The 24,483-nt window shown below is 50.4% G+C and carries 18 protein-coding genes; 2 read left to right on the top strand and 16 right to left on the bottom strand.

What is annotated here, in order from left to right:
* Window positions 1–16: 16 nt before the first annotated feature.
* From C7R92_RS25455 to C7R92_RS25380, 16 genes are all read right to left on the bottom strand, one after another.
* Window positions 17–2,257, bottom strand: a complete 2,241-nt coding sequence (locus C7R92_RS25455) for a putative baseplate assembly protein (protein WP_106836079.1) — start codon at window positions 2,255–2,257, stop codon at window positions 17–19.
* Window positions 2,258–2,274: 17 nt separating this feature from the next.
* Window positions 2,275–5,349 (bottom strand): putative baseplate assembly protein, encoded by a 3,075-nt coding sequence (locus C7R92_RS25450; RefSeq protein ID WP_106836078.1) that lies wholly within the window; start codon window positions 5,347–5,349, stop codon window positions 2,275–2,277.
* A gap of 48 nt (window positions 5,350–5,397) precedes the next feature.
* Entirely contained in the window at window positions 5,398–5,799 is a 402-nt protein-coding gene (locus tag C7R92_RS25445) for a GPW/gp25 family protein (RefSeq protein WP_106836077.1), read from the bottom strand.
* 16 nt (window positions 5,800–5,815) lie between these two features.
* The gene (locus tag C7R92_RS25440) at window positions 5,816–6,541 is read right to left on the bottom strand and encodes a phage baseplate assembly protein V (RefSeq protein ID WP_106836076.1); all 726 of its coding nucleotides are present in this window, start codon (window positions 6,539–6,541) and stop codon (window positions 5,816–5,818) included.
* Window positions 6,538–7,653, bottom strand: a complete 1,116-nt coding sequence (locus tag C7R92_RS25435) for a phage late control D family protein (RefSeq protein ID WP_106836075.1) — start codon at window positions 7,651–7,653, stop codon at window positions 6,538–6,540. The genes C7R92_RS25440 and C7R92_RS25435 overlap by 4 nt, the downstream gene beginning before the upstream one ends.
* A gap of 7 nt (window positions 7,654–7,660) precedes the next feature.
* The gene (locus C7R92_RS25430) at window positions 7,661–8,296 is read right to left on the bottom strand and encodes a CIS tube protein (RefSeq protein ID WP_069847664.1); all 636 of its coding nucleotides are present in this window, start codon (window positions 8,294–8,296) and stop codon (window positions 7,661–7,663) included.
* Between the two features lie 57 nt (window positions 8,297–8,353).
* Entirely contained in the window at window positions 8,354–12,241 is a 3,888-nt protein-coding gene (locus tag C7R92_RS25425) for a hypothetical protein (protein WP_106836074.1), read from the bottom strand.
* A gap of 33 nt (window positions 12,242–12,274) precedes the next feature.
* Window positions 12,275–12,739: a phage tail protein gene (locus C7R92_RS25420; protein WP_106836073.1), complete on the bottom strand. Its 465-nt coding sequence runs from the start codon at window positions 12,737–12,739 to the stop codon at window positions 12,275–12,277.
* A gap of 5 nt (window positions 12,740–12,744) precedes the next feature.
* Entirely contained in the window at window positions 12,745–12,936 is a 192-nt protein-coding gene (locus tag C7R92_RS25415) for a DUF6760 family protein (RefSeq protein ID WP_017250500.1), read from the bottom strand.
* Entirely contained in the window at window positions 12,933–13,310 is a 378-nt protein-coding gene (locus C7R92_RS25410; protein WP_007721338.1) for a hypothetical protein, read from the bottom strand. The genes C7R92_RS25415 and C7R92_RS25410 overlap by 4 nt, the downstream gene beginning before the upstream one ends.
* Before the next feature lie 86 nt (window positions 13,311–13,396).
* Window positions 13,397–13,828 (bottom strand): phage tail protein, encoded by a 432-nt coding sequence (locus tag C7R92_RS25405; RefSeq protein WP_007721341.1) that lies wholly within the window; start codon window positions 13,826–13,828, stop codon window positions 13,397–13,399.
* A 37-nt stretch (window positions 13,829–13,865) separates the two neighbouring features.
* Complete coding sequence (locus C7R92_RS25400) at window positions 13,866–15,626, bottom strand: phage tail sheath subtilisin-like domain-containing protein (RefSeq protein ID WP_069848284.1); 1,761 nt, start codon at window positions 15,624–15,626, stop codon at window positions 13,866–13,868.
* Window positions 15,627–15,809: 183 nt separating this feature from the next.
* Window positions 15,810–16,616 carry a hypothetical protein gene (locus C7R92_RS25395; RefSeq protein ID WP_106836072.1) on the bottom strand — a complete coding sequence of 269 codons (807 nt, stop codon included), beginning with the start codon at window positions 16,614–16,616 and terminating at the stop codon, window positions 15,810–15,812.
* Entirely contained in the window at window positions 16,616–17,170 is a 555-nt protein-coding gene (locus C7R92_RS25390; RefSeq protein ID WP_279629829.1) for a Pvc16 family protein, read from the bottom strand. The genes C7R92_RS25395 and C7R92_RS25390 overlap by 1 nt, the downstream gene beginning before the upstream one ends.
* A gap of 131 nt (window positions 17,171–17,301) precedes the next feature.
* Window positions 17,302–19,458, bottom strand: coding sequence for an ATP-binding protein (locus C7R92_RS25385; protein WP_106836071.1), 2,157 nt, complete (start codon window positions 19,456–19,458; stop codon window positions 17,302–17,304).
* Between the two features lie 18 nt (window positions 19,459–19,476).
* Window positions 19,477–22,233, bottom strand: a complete 2,757-nt coding sequence (locus C7R92_RS25380) for an adenylate/guanylate cyclase domain-containing protein (RefSeq protein ID WP_106836070.1) — start codon at window positions 22,231–22,233, stop codon at window positions 19,477–19,479.
* Window positions 22,234–22,403: 170 nt separating this feature from the next.
* Here C7R92_RS25380 and C7R92_RS25375 point away from each other — a divergent pair, with 170 nt between their 5' ends.
* Together C7R92_RS25375 and C7R92_RS25370 are read left to right on the top strand one after the other, a co-directional pair.
* Window positions 22,404–22,790 (top strand): DUF4280 domain-containing protein, encoded by a 387-nt coding sequence (locus C7R92_RS25375; protein WP_007721356.1) that lies wholly within the window; start codon window positions 22,404–22,406, stop codon window positions 22,788–22,790.
* Window positions 22,791–22,809: 19 nt separating this feature from the next.
* Window positions 22,810–24,483 (top strand): MORN repeat-containing protein, encoded by a 1,674-nt coding sequence (locus C7R92_RS25370; protein WP_106836069.1) that lies wholly within the window; start codon window positions 22,810–22,812, stop codon window positions 24,481–24,483.

The following is a 24,483-nucleotide window of genomic DNA, read 5'->3' as shown; positions in this document are numbered from 1 at the left end:
CTCCGTTTGTTCCCGTCTATCTTTCTCTATCCACAACGAGCTCCAGAACATGTTCTCCTGAGTACACCAGTGCATGGAGCGGAATCTGAATATCTCCCCCTTCATCCCTGATGATGCCTGTACCCTCTGTGGAAACCCACAAATCCGTCACGTATAGCACACCCTCGATCTGGTTTAACACCTCGTAAAGATCGCTTTTATAAACAGGTCGACCAAATTCCCATCCTTTTCCTTGATGAGTCGAAGAATCTTGGACATTCAATGGCGTCAAATACCGCTTCAGTGCCTGTAGCACGATCTGCTTTTTGTCTGCAAACGCAGGCTCCACCACGATTGTCGCGAAAACGGTCACTTTGATATAGGCTGGAGCAGTCACATGGACTTCTGTCGTCAGCAGCCTTCGCTGTTCCAATTGGTGACGAACGGTCCGCAGGAAGCCTTCACTTGGCTGTGGTGTCGGCTGGTCGCTGAACGGGACGATGACGACGGTCATTTGAGCGGCTGCGTTTTGCTCGGTTGCTCCCATTTCCCCTACTTTATACAGGGGGATGGCCTTCGCGCGGGCCACTCGCAATCCGGGAGTCGACAGCGCGATGGCCTCATAATCTTCTGCTGTAACGGCCCGCTGGGGTTTCTTCCATTCCATTCTCATCCTGCGTTTGGCTCGATCGATCGTTTCGCGCTCGCTTCCCCCACTGGCTGGACGGGGATTCGTCACCTGCGTGGTAGTTCGCTGCCTGGCGAGCGGAAGGAACTGAGTAATTTGGCCACCCTGTACATTCCCCTTCGCGCCTTGGCCTGTCTGACACGATATGATCCGAATGCCCGCCATGCCTTCCAGCCTTTCGGGAATGGCTCCGTGCTCATTGTTGCCAAACGCGATTTCTGCCCCGTCCGAATCATTCAACATAAAATGGCGGTCCTGTGGTCCCGATCGGTCAAAATCAGTGACCAGCGACCAGTCTTCCCAGACGGGAAACGGACTGCCTTCGACCTGACGCGCCACCTGAATGACAAACGTTTCTGGCAAGATCGATTGGACATTCAACCGGAACATTTGATGTGGCAATCCACTGCTTTCTCCAATGAATCGCTGCCCTGCAAAGTCACTCCGATAGGCGATGACCCGAATATTTTTGCGGCCCTCAGGTATTGCACTCCCAAACCGAATCATCGTAGCTCCCTGTTCTGAGCCGCGCGAAACGCGAAAAGAGAATGCACCTGTATCGGCTTGATCTGGTTCATCTTGATCCCATCCACTTTGCCAATAACGCCCCTTTTTGCATTGAACCTCTACTGTGCCTTCATACGATAGCGAGCTTGCAAGCACGATCGTCTGATCCACTTGACCCGTTCCATCGTACTCCCACACTTGACTGAAGGTTTCGCGTTGGATGACGCTCACGGTGTTCAGCTCGATTTTTTCCATGCGTGGAGCCAATTCGAATCGACCTGCACGCAATGTCGCACAGAGCCAAAATCGAGGCCGATCATTGGCGGGGTAAAGCATGCTTGGCTTCATTGCCCCTTCAAGCTCGATCAGGACTCGTCCCGAAAAGGAGAGATGCATCGTTTCATCCGAGACCGGTAACGGACTCCATCCCATTTCTTGCGTGCGCTCGTTCTGTCCATAGTACTCCCAAACGAGACTCGCCGATGGAACGAAAAGGGACGTGGGTGTAAGCGAGACCATTGGGACAGGATAGTCTTCAAACAGACGCAAACCGATGGAGACTGCCTCCCCCACTGGCAGCGGCCGATCAAAGCCTAAGTAAATCTTGTTCCCTATCCTTGGTTCCTGGCCAAATGCGTAGTAGGAAACACCGTTATGCGCATTGGATGAACTCACATCCGCCGTCCCGCTTTCTGTATGAACCAGAACACGCTCCAGACTGGCGGGTACCAGAACAAGCGAATGTTCCGTCTCGAAAGGAAGATTCCCCGCGAACAATCTCGTCTTCTCCGGAAGAATCGCTTCTTCTGACACGTCGAAAAACGTAACCTCAGTCGTCGCACATGACTGATTTTGTGGGTGTACACCCATGAGCTGCAAAAATTTACGTTCGTTCTTTTCCGTTATCCGATTGAGATAGTATTGTTGCATTTCCATCAACCACGCGAACATCTCCAAAAGCGTAATGCCTGGATCGTGATGACGGTGATCCCCCCACTCTGGCTGCAGCTTGGGGATCGCGTTTTTTGCTTGTTCTAGGATCTCTTCAAAGTGGCGATCATCCAGATTCTTGGATGGAAGCATAGCGCACACTTCCTTTTTCAATGTTTGGTTGGGAAGAAAGCCTGGCTTTCGTGAACGCGGACGCTGATTCGATGCGCACCCTCTGTGACGATCCCATGTACGATCGTCTCGTATTCAGAAGCGAGTATTTCCTTTCGTTGCCCACTTTCCGTTCGAAATACAGCCAAGGTCAGATGATCCACAAAGCGGACGCCCTTTACAGATTTCAACAAGGCAAACAAGAGCGACGGGTGCACACGTTGTCCTATTTCCCAGCCTCCACCATGCAGATTTCCCGATATCGGGTCAAGGAATCGCGCGAGCTTGCTGAGTGTCTCCAGCTCCACCTCAACGATTTCCTCCAAAGACCCCACTGCTAGCTCTGCTGTCACCGCAATTTCCAAGTAGACAGGCTCCCTAACATGAATCCGCTCGGGAGAGGCTACCGTCGCTGCCGCATGTGTGAGCAAGGAGTTCGTGACAGAACGCCGAAGCTCCAAAAATTGTGTGCCGAAGCATCCCGCTGCGGGTAATACAATCACAGTGACATGCCCTGCTTCTCTTTGCAGGCGGCTGTTCCGATTCGGTAAACACTTCACCTTGGCTATCCCCGGATGCGCTTCACGGACGAGCCATTCGAAATCTTCAGCCGTCACCGCTCGATAGCGATGCTTGATGGTTTGAGGACCTCGCTGCAAGGCGTCCGTCAGCAATTCCCGCTCACTTCCCCCAAGTGCAGGCACCGGATTGCTGACAGCTTGGACAAACGGAATCGATTGTTCCAGTTGATTCAACTGCCCAGCTGGAAGATTCCCTACTGTTCCTCCTCCGACCTTATACGTCACCCTCACGGAACCGAGTCCGGTTTGTGGAAGCTCCCTACCGTGTCTGCCATCGCCAAACAAAATTATTCCGGTAGCGCTCTCCAAGCAGTAATGGCGATCATCCGGGCCCGAATCGTGCAGATGCTCTACTCGCTTCCACAGAACCCAGCATTTTTGCTCGTTCCCTTCCGAATCATAGAGAAGTTCCACCCGATTTTCTGGATGTTCCAGCCAGCTCTTTCGTTCACTCGGCAAAAAGAAGCCTGTTTCATCTACCCATACCTCTTCGCCCATGACGGGATGTCGGATGAGTCTGTACTCGGCTTGTGGCCCCTCTGCTATCCGCTCTGCCATTTCATTGCGAGTCGTCTCCTGTTGAATGGCTCGTATCGTATTCGGATAAAAACCGCTTAGCACGGGATGTCGTGCATCCAAAGCGCCTCCTCCCAGACGATTGTCTACGTTGACGGCGCGAATCCAATAACGCTCCCGCTCAAACATTTTGCTTTTTTCGATATCAAAAGGACCAGCGAAACGAACGGTACCACTTTCCGTAAAACCAGCGGTCTGATCAATTGTCTGCAGCTTGGCCCAAGACGTTGTTCCTGTTTCTTTGCGCTTGTATTCCCATTGCACAACCGGAGCAGGCCCTGGGGATTCTTCCATCGGTAGAAAAGAAAAGTAGAAAGAGAGCGGTCCTTGTAAAGGCGGCTGTTCAAATCCAAAGTAGACGGCGGGATGCAAGCATTCGGACGGCAAAAACGGCTGGAAGCTAGCCTGATGATTACCTGTACGGACAGGGTGCTGCCAATCCAAGTCGTTCTGTGTGAGAATCGCTTCCGGCTCATGTAACGACTCTCGGTACGAGTAGGTCAGGCGCATGTCTTCCAGCCACGGGGCCATGTATACAGGATTCGGGCCGTATAAACCTTCCACCTGAAGAATTCTCACACGGATCCAATAACCTAGCTGTGATTGGACGGTTGTCGGCTGCAAATCATCTGGACACGTAAAGATAACCACAATCTCTTCATCCGAATCGGTGCCAGCAAACAGCTTCTCCCGATCCTCTCCTGCCAGGAGCACCATCCATCCACTGCCGTTCCAGTATTCCCATACCACCTTGCTGACCGTGACGGGTGTCGTCGCAGGAGGGTCAAAGGAAGATTCCTTCATGATCCATTTCCATTTCGGTTCCGGTTGTGACAGATGCGTAGCGGGATAAGCCACCGTCTTCATCCGAAAACGAAGGGCAACCGTACTTCCAGGCTTCGTCAGCGCCTCTTCACAGGACAAAAAAAACATGCCATACGGTGCGAGCTGCTCGCCAAACGCAAGACAACCGCTCCCAGAAACCTGTACATCATTGGAGAAAAGCATGTCGGGTGAAAGGCCCTCCGGATCATCTGTTGGCAAATAATCCGTCTTCATCTGGATTTGGGTCAGAGAGGTGCTCCCGCCATTTTTCACCCATTCATGAATCATGCCTGGCTTCACTCTGCAACGGAGCCAACGATTTTCGATTCCTTGCACGTCACTAGACTCCCATTTTTTCCGCTGCTTTTTTTCCAAGCACAGCCGATTTTGATCAGCCTCGACTTTGTCGAACAAAACCCATTCGCCCTCTGACAGATACGTCCACTCGACCAGCTCTGGATTCGCCAGCTTCTCTGTCAGCAAGGATTCCTGATAGCGTTCCTGATTGGAAACCATCGTGAGCTGGATCGAAGCACGATCTCCTAAACAAAACAAGTCCTCATGCCCCAAATACCAGCAATGTTCCTGATGATTCGGCAAAGCCTTGCAGTCCAAGAGAGAGAGCGGTGCATTTGTTCCAAGCCACCCCGTTACATCTGTTAAAAAATCTCGACTGCCATTGGAAAACAACAGATCTGTCGGGAGAGAGGGGGTAGCCAGCATAGGCTGATCGGTTTCGAAAACCACTTCATCGCCAAGGGCAGACTTACCCGAAACTTTTGTGCCCGCCGAAATCCACACTGGCTTTTGCACACCTGTACTCAATTCAAATGTCAAAAAGGTTTCTGCCGATCTAGCCTGATCCATTCCAACACCGAGCATATTGAGAAAAGCGATAAAATTTCGCTCGGGTACTTGATTCAACCGCTCACGATTATTCATCAGCATGTCTGCGAAAAGGAGAAATAAAGCCGTACCCGCATCAGGATCTTCTGGAGTGAAGCGCCACTCCGGGGTGTAGAATGGCACCATTTCGCGCATTTTTCGGATGACTGCCTGCATGTCCCGCGGATCAACCAAAGGTGGTTTCACGTTACCCACCTCCCTTCCATTTTTCTTCACGCGACTGTGACTCTTGCGCTATCCATGTGGACCGTGACGATGGACAGGATACAACAGCTGATAGCCTTTGTTTGTCGCACGTACCGTATAGCTGATCGCAACGTTCACCGTTTCGGAATGAGTCTTGTCGACCTTGGCCTCCACCTGCACATCTCGCACACGTGGTTCCCAGATCATGATCGCTTCTGCGATGTCCGACTGGAGCAAAGCTAGACTCGTTCCGTCCGTGCCATCAAACATGAAGCCTTGCAATCCGCTCCCGAATTTCGGTCGCATCACACGCTCTCCCTTTGCCGTAGAAAGGATGATGCGAATCGCTTCAGCGATGTCATCCTCGTAGTTGGACAAACGAATCCGGCCTGTAGCCTGATCCACCTGAATAGGGAACTTCCATCCTTTTTCACCGAATGGCTGCTGCATGGAATCCTCCCATGAATTAATTCAATTTGATCACCGAACCGTTGACGGCAACAATTCCGTCAGATTTGATGTTCAGGGACGCTCCTGCTTTAATCGACATGGCTCCCTGCGCCTCCAGATTCAGCTGGGTGGACTTGATTGTCAGCGATGTGTCTGACTGTATGGTCACTTGCCCTTTTGCATTCAACGTAATCGTACTTGAACCGCTCTTCACCGTAACCTCGTTGGTGCTGCCGCCTTTGATGGAGATTTGGTTGTTTCCACTGCTCTCCGTAAGCACAATACTCTCATCCTTGTCCGACAGCTCCACCTGTTGTCCTTTTTTCGTGGCAATCGTGATCTTCCCGTCATTCGGATCATCACCAAAAATCACTTCGTGGCCTGCACGGGTCGTGATTTTTCGGATATTGTTTTTTTCCGCCATTTCCGGGCCTTTGTTTTCCAGATTCCAGAGCATCCCGATCACAAATGGTTCGCGTACATCTCCCCAATGAAATGCGACCAGCACCTCGTCGCCTACCTCCGGAATGAATAAGCTGCCGCGATCTTTTCCTGCAAAAAGCGTGGCGATTCGCACCCAGTCCGTCTCCCGCTCATTATCAACCAGAGGCAGCTTCAGCTTCACTCGCGAGAGCTTTTCCGGGTCTTCGTTGTTCGTCACAATGCCGACAATGACACCGTGGATTTTCGCCCGTTCTTCTTCTGTGATTTCATCCTGGTAGAACCAATGATCAAAGCTCATATCGTATTTCCCTTCACATGAAACGTCGTGACGTAGCCAGATGCCACATCGATGGTGTGTGTGACGGATGTGATGTAATAAGGCTGACTCAGCTTTTTCCCCAGGCCCTCTAGCTTGATATAGCGGCCAGCCCGAATTTCTGGCAGACCCACTGCCTCACAGTTGCCGTCGAGAAGGTTCATGGCGAGTTGATTCAAGCGTGCTTTGGCAACCGCTTTTATCTCCTCAGGTGAGTCCAGTTTTTTCGTTGACTCGTATTTATCAAAATAATCACCGATTGCTTTCAACAGATCAGCACTTGTCTTCGAATTGGTCCCGAGCTTCCCGATATCTGTGCTCGTTGCTTTTGCTTCTTGGAGCACCGTTGATTTGTCCTTGTCTACCCATCGCACCGTATAGGAGGAAGCTTGGGAAGCGATGTTGACATCGACGGAAAAGCTGCGCAAGGAAACTCCCCAGATCAACGTGAGGACCGGCGTCATGTTGCTCAGTGGCTTACGGAAATATAAATTCTTCCCGACGATAAAAAAATCGTAGTTACAAATTTTTGCGAGACGATTTAAAAATTGAAAGTCAGTCTCGGAGACCGTCTTTGTAATGGTCTCGATTGTCTGAACCGTATCATCCACATGCGTCGACAAGCCGTATTTTTGTCCCAACTCTTTCACGACATCGCTGTATTTCTTTTTATTCCAGGAGGTAGACTTGTTATCCACCATAAGCAGGAACGATTTGTCCATCCCTTTTACCGTAATGGTAGGCGTCTCCTCGCATGCAAACGAAACGGCTGTAATATGCCCGTAAAAGAGACTGGAAAGCTCGGTTCCGTAGCCCAACTGAATTTCGATTTCATTTCCAGGAACCAAATGGTCATCTGCCCAGCGAAATTCCCACTTTGCCGTATCAAAAGCATTGGTTACCGAAAACGAAAACGTATCGGCTTTGCCGTCCAAGCTGGAGTTGATCGTTGCTTTGGTAATGGCGACACCTACCTGGCTGATCAGCTTTTTCCCTCCAACGAGTATTTCCAAGGCTGGGGAATGAAAGTTATTGTACGTTTGGCGCAGGTCATCGAAGGAGTGGCGGTCTGTCGTCAATTTCAATTCGCTCATTCCTTCGTCACCTCACAAGTGGCACATGCAGGGTAGTAGCCGGTTTTAGAAGTCTGGGATTGTCGATCCGATTGGCGTTCGCAATGTTTCGCCATTTCGATGCATCACTGTACGAGCGATACGCCATCAAGTACAACTGGTCTCCTTGGTTGACCGTTTGTTGTGCGACTTTTTCTCTTGCGGCTCCGATATCGTCCGCGGATTTTTTCACACTCGTGCCTTTAAACGTGACGCCTAACGTGGCTCGTACTGGTGTCCCTTGATCGAGAAACATCGTAAACCGCTGCGAAACCTTTTCGACCACGCCTGTGAATTGAAAGCTGTCCCAGACGAATTTGCATAGGGGTGGTGTACTGATTTTCTTTTCTACGGCCATCAGCCCCAGCACCTGATTCGTGAATGCACGCACATCCACTCCAGCCTCGTATGTATCAAAAAACAAGTCGACCGATAATGTCTCGATATCTCCGCTCGTGAACATCCCCACTGGTACCGATTGTCCCAATATCTTTTGCCACGAGTAGTTATTGGAAGCATCCACCTTGTATTCCGAAGGGTTAAAGAGAACGGAAATACTCTCCTTGAAGTCTCCTTGCCCGTTGCGATCGACTAAAATTTTGGCCTTTTTCTCCTGACCCATCATTGGCTTTTGCCTCTCTTTACCGAAGAAATAGTCGTCTGTGAATGCGGCAGTTCCTGCTTATAAACCTCGTCGCTGCCGCTCTTGAATGAGGCGCTTGTCCAGCTCCTTCATCATTTTATCCATCAATCGATCCACCTCTTGTGGGGATAACGACGTCTGATTGCCAGCCCTCTCTTGCACGTCTAGATCGACTTGTCGTTGGAGTGGAAGTGTTGTCGTCTGCTGCACTGCGGTTTCTTGAGGCTGAATGTTTTTTCTCAGAAACTCCATAGACGGCGGGGACTGAACGGTAGCAGCAGGGCTTGCATAGCTGTCTGCTGTGCGTAACGATTGTCGATGAGTATGGGTTGCGTTTTCGGACAGGGAGCGCTGTTCGGATTCTCCGGGCGCTCTTTGAGCTTGTTGCAAAGCTTGCAGGAGTGGTGGCTGCTTCGCCATCGCAAGCATTGGCTTTGGCAAAAGTGCTAGGGATGTGTTTTCTTTCGCATGCTCCACTTTTTCCGCCGCCATTGGCGTTGTTGACGTCAGGTTGAATATCCCTGCTCTTTGCAAGGGGGTGAGTCGAGCGTCTTGAATCTCAATCTTCTGTGACTCACTATGAGTTAGCCGTTTGACCATCTGCCCATTCTGATTGACCGTCAGAATCTGCTCATGGTTCGTTTGTTGAAAACGGCTGTGGCGAGATAAAGTCTCCCAGCTGTTGACTCGACCTTTTCGTGGTAGTAGCTCTGTTGCACGTATGCTCCCACTCTCATGCATGAAACTGTCAGGCACCCTCACGCTTTGACCATGCATAAGGCTAGGGAGTGGTCTCCATTGTTTCTGAACAACCATTTGTGTATCGTGACGATTCAGTACTGTCGAGAGTGAGTGATGGTTTTGGATATAGGCTTCCGTCCGGAAATCAGTCTGGATAGCCTTTTTGATTTGCTCCATGACTTGAAGATAGAGACGAGCATGCAGGGCAACGGAGCTTGTCCACAAGCTGGCTGTCTCGTGCAAGAAACGGGAGTGGTAGCTTTCACGGGATGGACGGCTTTCTCGTATTGGATTGCTTTCGCCCTGGCGAGACCTTGGATGATCATTCGATTGCTTTTCACTGCTCGGGGGAGCTTTCCCACTTGTGCTAATTTTGCCTACCTTTGAAAACTCGCGCATCGCAGCCAGCTTCGCGCTTTTTTGCAAGAGGATCGTGAGTCCTAGTTCTGCACTCCATCCAGCAGCGATCCGTCGCAATGAGTTCCTGTCAGAGACATCCTCTCTGATTGAAAACGACTTCGCAGACGTGTTGTACAATCGCTGATGTTCTGTTCTTTCAAGTCCAATCCACTCTGTGACACGAAGCATTGCAGAACCAAAGCCGTTCAACCTGAGGGAAACGGCAGCCCGATCATGACGATGAGTATGCAAGAATGCTCGACTTGTACTCTGTTCATTTTTTAGGGAGAAGGTGTGCCGTATCGGTCTATGCTCATGCTCGTGTACCATCGAGATCGTCGCTTTTCGTCCCGGTAGGCTGAACTTTTCTTGATTCTTGAAGAAAGCAACATCTGCCCGCTTGTTTTTCCTACCCTGGAACGACAGTAGCTGACGTACCGTCTCGTATGGCAACTGATACACGTGTTTATTTCCCGGAAAATGAATAGGTGACTGAAAAAACGGTTGGGAGATGCCTACAGGATACGGAGATTGATTCCTCGGCTCATACGGAAGGTGCCTTGGCGCATGCGTTCTAGTTGCAAGGAATTCCCTTGCGCTGAGCTGTTTTGCCACTCTCTGTTGAAGATGCACCCACGCCATCACAGACTTCCTGTTCGTCTCCTGATGGGTAGAACTGACGATTTGATCCTGTAGCGTTTGCCAGAGTTGGCGATTCACATGGAAGACAGGTACGAAGCGATTCCATGCAAATCGTGCAGCACTAGCTATACCAGCAAGCCCGCGCTCTATTTCGTTATGCGTTTCAAGATATTCCTTGATCCAAGGCTGGTTCAACCATCCTCGTTTTTCAAAGAAAACAAGAGCATTGGCGGACTGGAAGCTCTGTATCCAATAAGCAGCGATCGACTTCCTGACAATTGGCTGCGAGAGAAGCGGAACTGTTTGGGAGCTATCTGTGATACGTGTCATACGCAATGGGAACAGTTGCCCCTGCAAGGGGTGTAAAAGGCGTAACGACAAACCCGTCCACCACTCATGCTGTAGCACGTCAAGCTGCTGATACGATGCATGAGAGACAACCGGGATCATGTTCGTTTTGCCTGGATGAGTTTGCTCATGGCTTGATCGCAAGCGAATGGACTGCTCCCGGACAATCTCGTTCAACCTAGCTTCCTGAAATATCAGTTGTTGAAGGAACGCGTATGTCTGCTGATTCCTTGTTCCGATGGATTCGAAAGGAAGCAGCAGTTGTGACGGGTGAAATGTAATGCTACTCGGCTGCTCCTGCTCCACCCTAGATGCAAGCACGGTTGCTTGTCGCTCTCGACTTATGAGGTGACGCAACAAATGCGCCAAGGCACTCGACTGTTCTTCCCGCCTGCTTTCTATCTGCTTCAACCTCTGTCGAGAAACAAGCACTGCTTGCCGACGTTCACTTTCTGCCCTCGAAAACTGTTGAGCCAAATGGAACAGCTGTTTGAACCGTTCCCTTACAGCCTGCTGCTTGGTCCGACCAGCATCAGCTCGATGAAGTATGCTAGGCAATACGGACGAGAACATCTTCGAAAGCTCATTGCTCTGAAATATCTTCCGTTCTAATGGGGACAGCGTTTCTAGCATCCATGCGCTTTTCGCTTGCGGATGTTGACGGCTTTTCAGGAAACCAGTTGGCTGTAAAACACGTAGACGTGGATGCACAGTCATCGTCCTTGGTAGCCATGTTGCTCTACTTTTCTGCCACAGACTCAGGTTTTCCCACCAGCGCCTCCAAAGCTCAGTCTGCTGGGAAGCTACGGACCAACGTGTACTTTCACTTTCACGAACGATTCGTCTAGTGATATCTTTGCCGTCAATTCCGGCTCTCTCTGTCCACACCGCGCGATCAAAAAAAGAGCTCGCAGCCCGTCCTTCTGCTCGTTTTAGCAAAACAGGAAAGGACCACGTCCCAATCTCTGGTTCCATTCCTCTACCGATCAACTGCCAAAAATTGCGAACCCCAAACCGTTCGAATCGCCCTGTTTCAGAACGCGTCGCTCTGACACGTGAATTCGAGATCGCGTCTATTCTTGTCGCTGATTCGAGCCATATCCGCTCACGTGCAATTTGCATGCTCTTGCGTCCACCAGGATCACCGTGTACCAAAAATTCTGGTGAACCATAGGAAGTCTCAGGCGTCCTGAATCTTTCCCGTACGGTTTCTTTGCTGTCTGAAACGATTGCTTTCCAAAGAGGAGAGGTAATATCGACCGGGTCTATTTGCTCTTTGAATCGACCCAGCGGCAACCATTTTTCAAGTGAGCTTGCTCGCTGAACCGAAGACTGAACATAGCTAGACCAGCGATATCTATCTCTCCCATTTGAGACAACCATGATCCGAGGCAGGTAAACCTTCTCGATTAATTTGGATGACTCCCACTTTCGAAAAAGCTCATGTATCAAAGTAGCTGGTTGTACTTTTCGTCCTGATCCCGATGCTTGCGTTATCACCGCACGCTCTTTTGGCCATGGGAAACCAGCCTGTCCGTTCGGCAACATTTCTCGATTCAATCCGAGGTAGGAGTCCACTTGTACTTGCATGCGTACATGAATGAAGGTTTGATGAAAGTGGTTTTCCTGCCCTCCGATACTCGGCGAAAAATCACGATGGATCAAAGCGAGGTAGCCGGGATCGCGCCCTTCCCCGTGCCGATACTTCTGCATGATGCTTTGTGCAAAGCCTTGGCTGGACGCCCTTGGCAGCAGTGATGGACCACGCGAAGGTGGGAGCGCCTTGATCGTTATCATCGTTTCTTTTGCTCCTTGCAGACGGGATAAGGCTTAAAAATACGATTTTAAGCCGTGGTGCACGATTTCCAATGTCTCGATGGCCACTTCTCCATGCGTGGCCCGGAACTCCGGTCCAACCCACTTGACCGGATAAGCCCCTTCAAATGCCCAAGCCCCCACATCATTTCCGTTTGGGTCCATCAGAATAATCGCTCCCTGCTTGCGCTTGCGCTTTTCTGGCGGGCCAAAGTGGAAGTCCTCATACCATCTCCACAGCTCGTTTGATCTCACAAACCCTCGTTTGAAGACGAGATTGGGAAACTTGCTGCGTTTCGGCAGCTTGTGGACGAAATGATTCACGCCGCCCTCTTGGTACTCCTCCAGCTCTGTTTCGACGGCCAATCCGGACACTTCACTAAATCCAGCGACCCAGATGCCATCCATCTCCAATCCAAACGGAAGAAAGTCCACACGAAATCGGAGGTTGGTGTAATACGGATTCTCATTGGCGAACACCAGAATCACCTCCGCTTGAACACATCAAAAACGTTTTCGGGTTCGTCATTTTGCTTGCGGTTAATCGCGGATATCTCTTCACACCAGCGCCGCCGTTCCTTGTGTTCCATCGACATGATCTCGTCATGTGGCCAGTGAAAATAGTAGGCGATGAAGGCGGCTTCTTCATAGATCTTGTCGATGGGATACCCACTCATACTCCCTCCAGCGCCCCTGAAAAAGCCATGTCTACCTGGAATTCATGCTCGCATTTCGGGCAAGATGTCTTGAACATCGAGCTGTCCAATTCATTGATCTGTCTGTACAGGTTTTGCAGGTACGCGAGATCAGCGGTAAACAGCCTTTCCACCACTCTTGTGTCAATTCCCCGTACATCTCCCAACTTGGTAATCACTCTCGTCAGCAAAATAATCGTCAAGTAACCGGGATTTTGCTGGACACGTGGATCACGCATCGGCAAAATTTCGTCGGCAGCCGTCGCCAAGCGCATGACACCTCGTTTGTGAAGGTTTCCTTCTTCATCAACATAGCCGCGCGGGAGCTCGAATTCGTATTCCGTTTTAAATGCCATGGTGTCATCCTCCTCATCACCCTAGGCCAGCAAGAGTGACAAAGAAAAGTCATTTCCTTGCCACTCTTTGGCGTCGGGATCTTCTATTATTTCGTGCGTGTCATTCCTTCGTGGGCGATTTCCAGCTGCTCAATCGCTACCTCTGAGGACGTACCGTTAAAATCAGGCGCCGTGTATTTGGTCGGCCATGCTTCGATGACCTTCCATGTAGCGACATCATCTCCAGCTTCATTGATGGCGATGATCGTTACCGTTTTGCGTGCGACCTTGCCCTGGATGGTGTCCTGCATCCAGTTGTACAAATCCATCGAATCCGTCACGCCCCATTTCAGCGTGATATTCCCGTACTTCGCCAAGCCCGGGAGCTTGCGCGGAGTAATTACCTCATTGCCTTCGCGATACTCAACTACGTCCACAGACGCATCAAAACCCGAAACCTCACTGAAGCCAGCCTGCTGAATCCCGTCCATCTCTACCCGATACCGAAACTTGCGGTATGGATCCTTGCGATCTGCCATACTGTACCCCTTTCCTCACACCGTTTTCCGTCGTGAATTATTGCTGATCAGATGTTTTTTGCGTAATACGGAAGATGACGAACTCTGCTGGTTTGACAGGTGCTATACCAATCACGCAGATCAATCTGCCATTGTCGATATCATCCTGTGTCATCGTGCTTCTGCCGATTTGAATGTAAAAGGCTTCCTGCGGGCTTGAGCCCATTAACGCGCCATCTCGCCAAACACGCGTCAGGAAAGAATCAATCGTGCGTTGGACGCGGGCCCACAGCCTCTCGTCATTCGGCTCAAATACCACCCAATTTGTCCCGTTTTTGATCGATTGTTCGAGGAAAATGAACAGGCGCCGTACGTTTATGTACTTCCATAGCCCATTCGATGACATCGTCCGCGCACCCCAGACGCGAATTCCTTGACCTGTAAACGCGCGAATCAGGTTGACTCCCTTCGGATTCAAAATATCCTGTTCGCCCGTATTGTACTGGCAATCCAGTCCTGTGCAGCCGCGCACGACCTCGTTTGCCGGAGCCTTATGCACGCCTCGGGTATTGTCCGAGCGTGCGTAAATACCAGCCATGGAGCCTGATGGCGGAATGTAGATGTTGCGCTTGTCCAGTGGATCAAACACTTGCAGCCAAGGATTGTAGATGGCCGCGTATTGCGTATCGAAAATATTGCGATGCGTCAACACATCGCTTACTTTTTTCTTGTCGCGTGGGATATCGAGGATGGCGAAGCGGCTTTTCAAGTTTTCACAATGAGCCACAAGCGCGAGCTGCACATTTGGGTCTGTCACGCCAGGAATGGCCATAATACTCACTTCGTCATTATCGATGAAGGCTTGGATTCCCGTACGTTTCCCCGGTCCGTGATCCTCCCCCATGTATTCGCCCGCTGACAGATTGGCGACAGAACCGTCGCTACCTCCTGCCAAAGAGATTTGATACAGACCGAATTCCGTCTTTCCGCCCTCGGATTGAGTTTCTTCTGCCATCCCTGAAATGACGGTAAAAGGAGGAATGACTTCAGGGCTTGCTGGGGCAGCACCCGCTTCGACCTCAACGATATTGCTCTTGGACAGCAGCTTGCTTACATGATTGGCAGCAGAGACATTGAGCGAGCATTTGTCGAACTCTTCAGCCTCATCGTTGTAGAAGACTTGCACCGTGAATTCGCATGTGGACAAAATTTTGACTGGCAGCAAATTGTTATCGACGACGTCTCCTGTGAGCACAGCTGACAGCTCGATCACATTGTCTTGGGATGAAACCACTTCCCTGTACTGTTTGGTTTCACCGTCATAGAAAGAAACGACATCACCTGGTTGAAAGCCTGCACTATTTTTCACACGGTACTTGGGAGCCTCGCCTAGCTGCTCGTAAATCTGCGTTTTTGCCTTGCTCGACGGAATCAAATTTACGCGGATCTGATTTCCCCATGCCCCAGGGTTTTTTGCAGTAATCCGAAGGACAGCTCCTTCGCTGTTGCCTTCATTGGAAGCTGGCTTCGCATCTGCTGGCGCTACTCGCATCACATAGCAACGGGAGCCTCCATTCAGAAAGAAGTGATCCACCGCATAGGCGAGATAGCGGTATTCGCCAAACGCGTTCTCAGACAAATAGGAACCGAACAACTTGCGGAAATCATTGACACCTGTAATCAGCTCAGGCAATCCCGCAACGGGTCCTTTTTGGGCCAACCCGATAAAGCCGGCCGTGCTCGTACTCGCTCCCTCCATGGGAACGGGGCCACTATCAAACTCCTCGACATACACCCCTGGTGATAAGTACTCTGGCATCGTAACCTGATTGGAGAGTTCCGCTTGTATCAGACAGCAGAAACCTGCAATCAGTCCCTCCCTCCGAATAATTTCATCACTGGCTTTACCACTTACGAAAAAAGCCGTTTTGATACGTGAGTCTTGCTCTATAATCAGGCAGCAGGATGTCATGGACCGACGCCAAACAACTGCCGGATCACCCTATTTGGGTCTGTTCATTTGGATGATACCTATGGATTGGGTCGTACCGGCTTGAATGGAAAGCTCGGCAAAACCAGCGGCTTCTTCCCGCCGCACTTCAATATTCATACGAGCATGAGTTTTTTCCAGAAACAACGGAAGGGCAACTACGAATTCTCCTCTGTCGTCGCAATGCGTTTCGAGCAGGGGGAGTAAGACAGTGCCTCTTGGGTAGGCAAAAGAAAGAGGTTCGGTCAAGGGATAAACCCGACCTTTTGGGGGACTTGCAAAACGAATGATCGTCCCTTTGCATGTGGGTGTTTCGAGAAGAAAAGCGTCAGCCAAATCGACTTGACCTTTTTTACTGGCTACGATTAGCTCCGTGGCCTCTTTGTCAGCGCCCTCAGCCAATCTCACCGGGGCATCTCGCTCATACGAGATGACAGCCTGCACATAGGCTCCGCCAGCTGGGGAACCATCCTCCACGCAAGCTCTCCCTCGAACAAGGGAGTCTCCTGCCTGGAATGGATAGGCTGGACTCGGTTGCAAGTAAATGATGGACTCCGTGTAAGATGTACTCCCAGTGATCACGGAGAAGGACATGGAGTGATCCATATACTCCCGGCTGCTTATGGAGAGCGTGTAAATCCCATCAGGCAAGTCCGTAAAGATATACCATCCGTCCCCTTTACATACGGGCACTTGTGGATGATTCGCCAAGCGAGCAGACAAGCTCGAGCGAAAAGGGGCTCCTCTTGTATACATGTCCACCAGACGGACGGCATACGAGAAGACGGAACGAATGCGCACCTGGAAATGCTGATCCATTAACCATGACCTTCCCCTCGTATGCGAATATCCCGTTCCAGTACGCGCTTCGTTGAACGAACTCGGGTTGAATCGATATGAACCGGCCCTACCGAGTAGCCGATGGATAGCTTGTACGGAACATGTGGAAATAGTTGGATGAGTTTATCAACGGGAGGCTGCTCCACGACGACACGAAGCTCTGTATCCATGTTTGCGAGGGAGCCTTGAAGCTGATCGCCACGCAAAATGGCGTTGTCGTAGAGAACCTGCATGGCACGCCCGAGGATGCGATGCTCGTCCAGCATGCGGGTATGCTGTTCTGCTGGGGAATGGGCGGTCAATATGTAGGATAGATTGACCGTCATTGGGGGATATCGCAACTGATCAGTACCTTCACTGATCATCATGTGCTGCCTCTCCTGACTTTCCCGGATTTCGTATAAAAACAAGGCTAGCGCCAAATCTCCTGGCTGAGCAGGCGAGCTTAGGCCAATCAACTCCGGCTGACTAATCGGCTCCGGCGTCATCTCTTTGCGCAAAAGAGTGAGCAGCGTCTCTCCTACTTCAGCAATGGCGGTGTACTGGCTGATACCCGTTCACCTCGACATTATTTGACAGAATATACTTATCATAACATTGAAATTAATGGTTTTGCATAAATTTTTATCTAATTTTGTAAAATCATGCATTCTTCTGATACGCACTACCTGATGGCATACTCCCCCAAATCCTCTTTCAATAGCAGCTTACCCGTCTTTTTTAACTCCTGCTTTGCAGCCGCAATCAAATGACTCATGGAAACGGGCGTGCCTTCCGATGCAGCCAAGAAAGAGGCAGCGAGAACCACATTTTTGATCCCGCCCCCAGCAATGTGTAGCTTGGACGCGAGAAACTCAAAATCGATGTCAGCAGCTCGCGGCGTATCGGCCGGGAACATGCTGCGCCATATTTCTTCGCGATAGAACGGTTCGGGAAAAGGAAACTTCACCACGTAGTTGATTCTGCGCATGAAAGCCTCGTCAAAATTTTGCAGGAGATTCGTCGCCAAAATGGAGACCCCCTCGTACTCCTCCATCTTTTGCAGCAAGTAGGCCGTTTCCACATTCGCGTATTTGTCATGCGAATCTTTCACTTCTGAGCGCTTGCCAAAAAGGGCATCGGCTTCATCAAAGAAGAGGATGGCATTGCCGATTCTCGCTTCTGAGAAAATGTGGTGGAGGTTTTTTTCCGTCTCCCCAATGTACTTGCTGATCACCTGCGACAGGTCTATTTTAAAAAGCTCCAGACCCAGTTCATTTGCCACGACTTCCGCCGACATCGTCTTGCCCGTACCCGGAGGACCTGCAAACAACATGCTGACGCCCTTGCCATAAGAAAGCTTTCGCCCAAAGCCCCACTCCCCCAAAACAACATTTCGATAGGTCACCTGATTGCAGGCGTTTCGCAACAAAGTCAGTTGCTCCTCAGGCAAAATCAGATCTTCCCATCTGTATTTGGGTCTCAATCGAGAAGCGTGCTTTTCTAGCGCATGTCTCATTTGCAGGAAACAAGCGTCATGCAGGTGTATTTTCGTAATGATCCTTTCTTTCGTCTGCATCGCCATCTCATTTGCTCTGTGAAGCGCCTGATTGATTTGCCCCGCATTCAGCTTGAATTTCCCTGCGAAAACGCCTATGTCAATCTCTTGAGAAAAGCTCATGCCTGCACTGCCCGTTTCCCATAATCGCCTCCTTTCCGTTTCATCTGGACTAGGCACCTCCATTTCCAGCCAAATCCGCTTCCCCAGAGCGTTTTTCGGCTTCCATTGACTTTTCGCCACAATGGCAGTGGGTCCTGAAAAGCTTTCGAGTTCATCCATTACCAGCTGCTTGCGCACAGCTGTTTGTACCTCTTCTGTCAGAAAAACCTCGAACTGATGCAAGCACAGTACACCCCGCCGCAGCTGCACCTCCCGCAATACCTGCTGTAATCTTCGTGCAAAAGCTTCCTCCCGGATCAAGCGCTCTGCATCGACGAACAGCACCGGCCGCCTGACGCGATGAAACAAATGCTTAACGCGATGCCTTTTACCAACGCCAGTCGGACCATGCAAGTGCAGGAGAAGTCGCTCTGAATCTGCTCCTGCTGTTTCCCACAATGTTTCAAAGCGCTCCTGCAAATGAATCGCGCTCTCCCCTACAAATGGTTCCAACTCTTGATCTGGCAAGCTCCAGGATAGCCAAGGCGGCAGACTGGCATCACCTCCATCCCTTGTCGTCAAAAAGTGCAGCATGCGTTCATCCAGCTTTAACGGCCGAGAGAGCCAAGAGCCGCTTCCACCCATGTCCGCCTCGGTAAAAAGCAGCAATCGGCCCAGCTTGCTTTTTTGCGTAAACGCTGTCCAGGCCTCTATTCTCTCAGCAGCTTTCTGGCAAAATAGCTGCATCGCCAATTCGGGAGTAGGTGACTTGCACGTAATATCATCAAGGAGGTAGCCAAACAGCTTTTCGTACTTCCGATCCAGCTCGACTGCCAGGCAAAGAAATAAACATCCCAGCTCGAAGCGATTGAGCAAAAAAGCCTCTGCCACTGCCAGAATCGGTACGCTACCTGCTTCTTGCATGTGCAGGGCATCCAGGCGTTCCTCGCATGCTGCCACCCGCTCTGTGAAAGCTTCCCATAGCTGCGTTGCTGGCGGGGCTGCCTCGAGCAATTGCACGACTTCTTCCTCTGTGACAATCACCCCCCTCATTTGATCAAGCGGATAATCATCCCCCTGCTGTGCTCGCACTGCCAGCAAGCGCATCAGATGAACATCCAGCCATCGAAGCATTTCTTCGTAATAGTTCCACTGGTTGTGATTCGATTCGGGACTAGTCATTTCGCTTTTTCACCGCTCCTACGATATTTTCAATTCGCCAGACCAATCTCGTTCGGCCCCTTTTTGGGCGTATTCGTCACATAAGTAGAAATACTGTCGCGCCGCCTGATCCCAGCGGTTTTGCTTGATGACGGACAGGAAAGCGGAGCGTGCATCGTGAAACCTCCCATTTTGATACATCACAATCGCTTGCTCAAACAATTCCTTCGTCTCCTCCTTGTGTGCACGAATCTGGTCAGTGTCCCCTTCGTAGACGTCATACAATTGCATCGGCTGAGCCTCTCCCTCCATATGCACCCAGCCTAAATCACGATATCGGTACGGCGTGCTCTCTCCCATTTTGGCAAACAGCGAATCGGACATTAGGATGCAGGCTCCGAGCGTTTCTGCCATCTTTTCCATTTTCTCCACCACGCGGACGTGATCCGATATGATCGCAGCCTCCAGACGCGTCGACTCGCCAATAATTCCGAGCATCAGTGGACCGTGATGCAGCGCAACCCGCAAATCAATCGGATCGTACCCTTTTTCCGCCCGTTGCTCGTTATAGTCCGCTAATGTACGGCGCATTTGTACGGCCGCATCCAGCGCGTCTTTCGCTTCTTTTGGATAAACAGCAAGCACGCCGGGATCGAGATATTCGGTAATCATTCCTTGATTCTCGTTCACAATCGGAGCAAAGCGCTTGAGAAACGCATTGATGACGCGGAAGGTCGTCTCTGGTCGCAGACGATGAGAGATGTCATGAAACGATTGCAGACTCATGCGCATAATCGCCATTTCCCGCTCCACCTGATCACCTAGCTCCACGTCGAGTATGCTTTCCTTCCCGAGAAAATGGATAAACTGCTGCGGCACAAAACGATTGTTCGCCTCGCTCATCCTCGTGATATTCGAGATGTACTGACGAATGCGCTTTGCCATTTGGTTGAAGCTTTCTGCCAGCTTTTGAATTTCATCCATGGAGCGAACCCTCGCCACCACACTGTAGTCGCCTTTTCCCATATCGGAGACATTCGTTTGCAGATTGCGGATGTTTCGGTATGTCAGCCACGAGAAAAGGAAAAATAGACTCGCACAAATAGACCAGACCAGTGCAGCTCCTTTTCCGAGCTCACGGGACATGTCGGTGTGCTGCATACGGACTCCGTTCATTTCTCTGCCCAGCTCCAACACACCGGATAGCTTACCGGAGGAGTTGTATATCGGGGCCATCGCGTACATCCAGTAGCCTGTCCGATCCTGTGCTTTACCGGAGACGATCTCCCTTTTCATGACCACACTGCGGAACTCGTCATCAATGGGCACATTCTCAAACACTTCTGCGCTGTCATTGTCATCCATCATGAGAAACAATTCGCCATCTTTGTATTTGTAAATCGTTTTGTACAGCCCCCTGTTCACATTCACATCATCTGGGACCTCCAGTTTTTTCAGGTCGGCCTGTACTGCTTGATAATCCGCATTCATGTAATCAATGGCTCCGTTGATTCCATCCAGCTTGTCCCCTTCGATCAGGGTAGAAATAACATAGGCTTGGAGGCGAAGATCGGTTTGATTTTCCTGCTCCATAAACGTAAAGGTCAGCTTCGTTCCCTCCAGTTGAAGGAATACGGGGACAACAACTAGTGGAGCTATCACGATCGTTTGCTTGATAATCAACGGAATCCGGAAGAGGCGAAACAACAGAAACTGAATGACACAAAACAGGAGAATTTCCACGCCCAATCCTGTCCACCAGGCCCATTCCTTCAAGCGGTCTTTTTCGGATACTGACGGGGAAGTGAGCTTGGTCATCACATTTCCTTGTTGATCCAAGAAGGCGAGCTGACTATCAGTGGCCACTACGAACTCATACTTGGGGGTAACAGCAAACGCCGTTAGTGCACTGCTATCGCTCGACTTGATCTGCTCGAATGTTTTGGAAGGCACCATCAAGGCGATTTCATCTGGGTGTGCGGGATCGAAGCGTTCCATGACATTTTGATCGGAATTGTAGAAAAGGAGACGACCTGCTGGCCCCACTTTTACATGATTGGGGACGGTTTGATTCTTTTCGGACCGTTCGGAGTGAATGTAGAGCGGACCCTTCACTTGAGCTTCCCGGCTCCCAAGGGGAACGTCGACCTGGAAAACCTCTCCGCGCTTGGTAGTGACATAGGTATATTGCGGATCTACTCCTATGATTTCATTGACGTATACTTCATTAGGCAATTGGATTTGATAGAGTTGTGTGGGGGGTGAATCAGAGGGTACAAATTGATAGGCAATCACTTCAGGGTGTTGATAAACATAAAAGGAAAGACGATCTTTCGCGACTTGCAGGGAGCGTACCTTGCCAATGCGCTTGTACGAGCTGTTCGCTCCGTATGAATCTTCATACACGACTTGTACGATTTCTCCATCTGGCGACATTCGCACGATTCTCTCGGATACGGTTCGCAAACCAAAGCTATCGAGCTTTGTAATCAGCACGTACGCATAACCTTCTTCGTCGATGGCTACCTCTGTGAAATTTTCCAAGCCTTCTTCTGGATTTTGCTCCAGTACTTGTTGGTACCTTAGCGACCGATCAGGGGACAGGCTAGTCAGCTTTTGATGTCCATCCGTTATGAGGATGACATCCTTTTGACTATTGACCGCGATGCTGTCGATCCCTCGAAACGGTACGCCCTGCTTCCCGCTTCTATCCACGTTCCAAACGAGCAGCAAGCCGATCCCAACAAACACAATCAGCAGTCCGGTCAACCAGGAATACTTCTTGTTATTTCCCATCGTTTGCGGTTCTCCCATCTCTCGAAAACATATTTTCGAAAATGATACCAAGCAACATTATACTAAAAATTACAAATTTCGCTATACATCTTCTCTATTTGACATTTATACTACTATACAGATTGATTTTCAATATCTTACCAGATGACTTATGCAAAGGAGTTGGCTTTATGGGACAACTCGTCTGCGGAGGAGCCATGCTACAGTGCAGCTTCGGGGCAGCTCCCAGCTCACTCATGGTGCTCCCAGTGAACCGCGTCACAACCAGTATGCCGATCGCAAACATCATGGACAATAAACCGATGGTAAACGTCCTTCCATTCGGGATGTGCAATACGATGTCCAACCCTCAGGTCGCAGCAGCCACAGCGGCGAAGCTGGGTGTTTTCACTCCAGTCCCCTGCGTTCCTGTCACCGCCGCCCCTTGGGTTCCTGGCTCCCCTACTGTTCTCGTCGCCAACATGCCTGCCCTCAATCAAACCTCCAAGCTCATGTGTAGCTGGGGTGGCGTCATCCAGATCACGAACCCCGGTCAAGCGACGATTCAGGTTCCCTGACAGATAGGGAGGAAACGATATGGACAAACAACTCCAAAAGCTAACGGAACAAACGATTGTCGACCCGCTCATCAATCCGCTCAAAAAATGGGTGCAGGATTGGATAAAAAAAGGAGCCGCCCTCCCCAAGCAAGCCCTCGATTGGATCAAGAACGGCATTGCCGGACTGTTCGCCAAAAAAGAAACTTCACTCAACGATTACGTGCATGTCGGCCGTTTTTACATCGCCAAACGCTTTCTCATTTTGACAGGACTATTCCTCCTTGTCCTGGTCTACTTCCTGTTCATCAATCCTCCCGATGCGCTTAACCGTTATTTGCAGCGTCCCATCGTCATTCATCTAAAAACTCCAAATCAGCAGATTTCCGACACGGGTCTGGCGATTATCTACAACCCGGAAGGCACGATGATTTATCATGGCCAGCTCGTAGATGGTCTGTATGACGGAAAAGGCGAGCTCTATGACGACAATGGGAAGCTCCTTTACAATGGCGAGTTCAAAAGTGGCACTCCACAAGGCTTAGGCAAAGGATACCGGAAAGGCGTTCTCGTCTATCAAGGTGGGTTTGAAAATGGCGTTTACGCTGGTCAGGGAGCGTTGTACACCGACAACCAGCAAGTCGTTTTTCAGGGAGAATTCAAGAATGGGAAGCTCGATGGAGCCGGTCAGGAATTGTACACAAACGGCGCAATCAAATACGAGGGCGCTTTTAAAAATGGCGTGTACAACGGAGCTGGCAGGCTTTTTACGAAGGATGGAAAGCTGCTCTACGACGGACTGTTTGACAATGGCTTCTACGGCGGTGAAGGTACCGATTACTACGAAAACGGGCTCGTGCAGTACAAAGGGCAATTTGTGGACGGCAGATACAATGGAACCGGAAGTTTTTTTGATCGGGATGGCAAGCTCGTGTATGAAGGTCATTTTCGAAATGGGCACTTCAATGGAGCCGGAACCAAACTCTCCCCCAGTGGTAGCATCGTCTATCAAGGTGATTTTTTGCTGGGTGTATATCACGGGCAGGGCGAGCTTCGTGATACAAGTGGCGTAACGCTGTATAAAGGCGGCTTTGCCGAAGGGCATTATCACGGAACGGGAGAGCTTCGTTCTGCCGAAGACGCTCTGTTGTATCAAGGGCAATTTCGGGCAGGTTCCTACGATGGCATCGGGGTGCTCTACGACAAGGAAGGCTTGCCGTTGTACAAGGGGTACTTCCGTGAAGGACGTATTTATTTGCCTGGATTCATCGGCATCTCCAGTAGCAAGCTGGAAGAGATTATGGGCAAGCCCGACGATGACGCGCCAAAACAAGCCGAGGGAGCTGTCACTCCTTCTGCCGATCAAAAAGTACCCGAAGCTCTACCAGCAAACGAGGCCACCTTATCGTCTCAAAAGCTTACCTACCGTGACATGAACATGTCTTTTACACTTGAACCAGCACCAGGACACCCTAGCAAGCAGATTGTCACTGCCGTCCACGTATATCACCCACAGATCATCTCTATCGTCAAAGAAGATCGGAACGAGCTCGACAGCAAATCTGCCATTTTGCCCAAGACGTCCACCACGTATTCTAACCATACTGGAGCTATCACGAGCTATTTGGTCGACCCGTATTTGTATCTCTATTTCTATCAAGCACAGCAAAAGGAACCCATTCAATTGGACGTGACAAAAGCAGAGGGGGTGTAA

The organism is Brevibacillus porteri (assembly GCF_003013475.1).
GTDB classification, from domain to species: domain Bacteria; phylum Bacillota; class Bacilli; order Brevibacillales; family Brevibacillaceae; genus Brevibacillus; species Brevibacillus porteri.
This window is presented reverse-complemented; position numbering and strand designations above follow the sequence as displayed.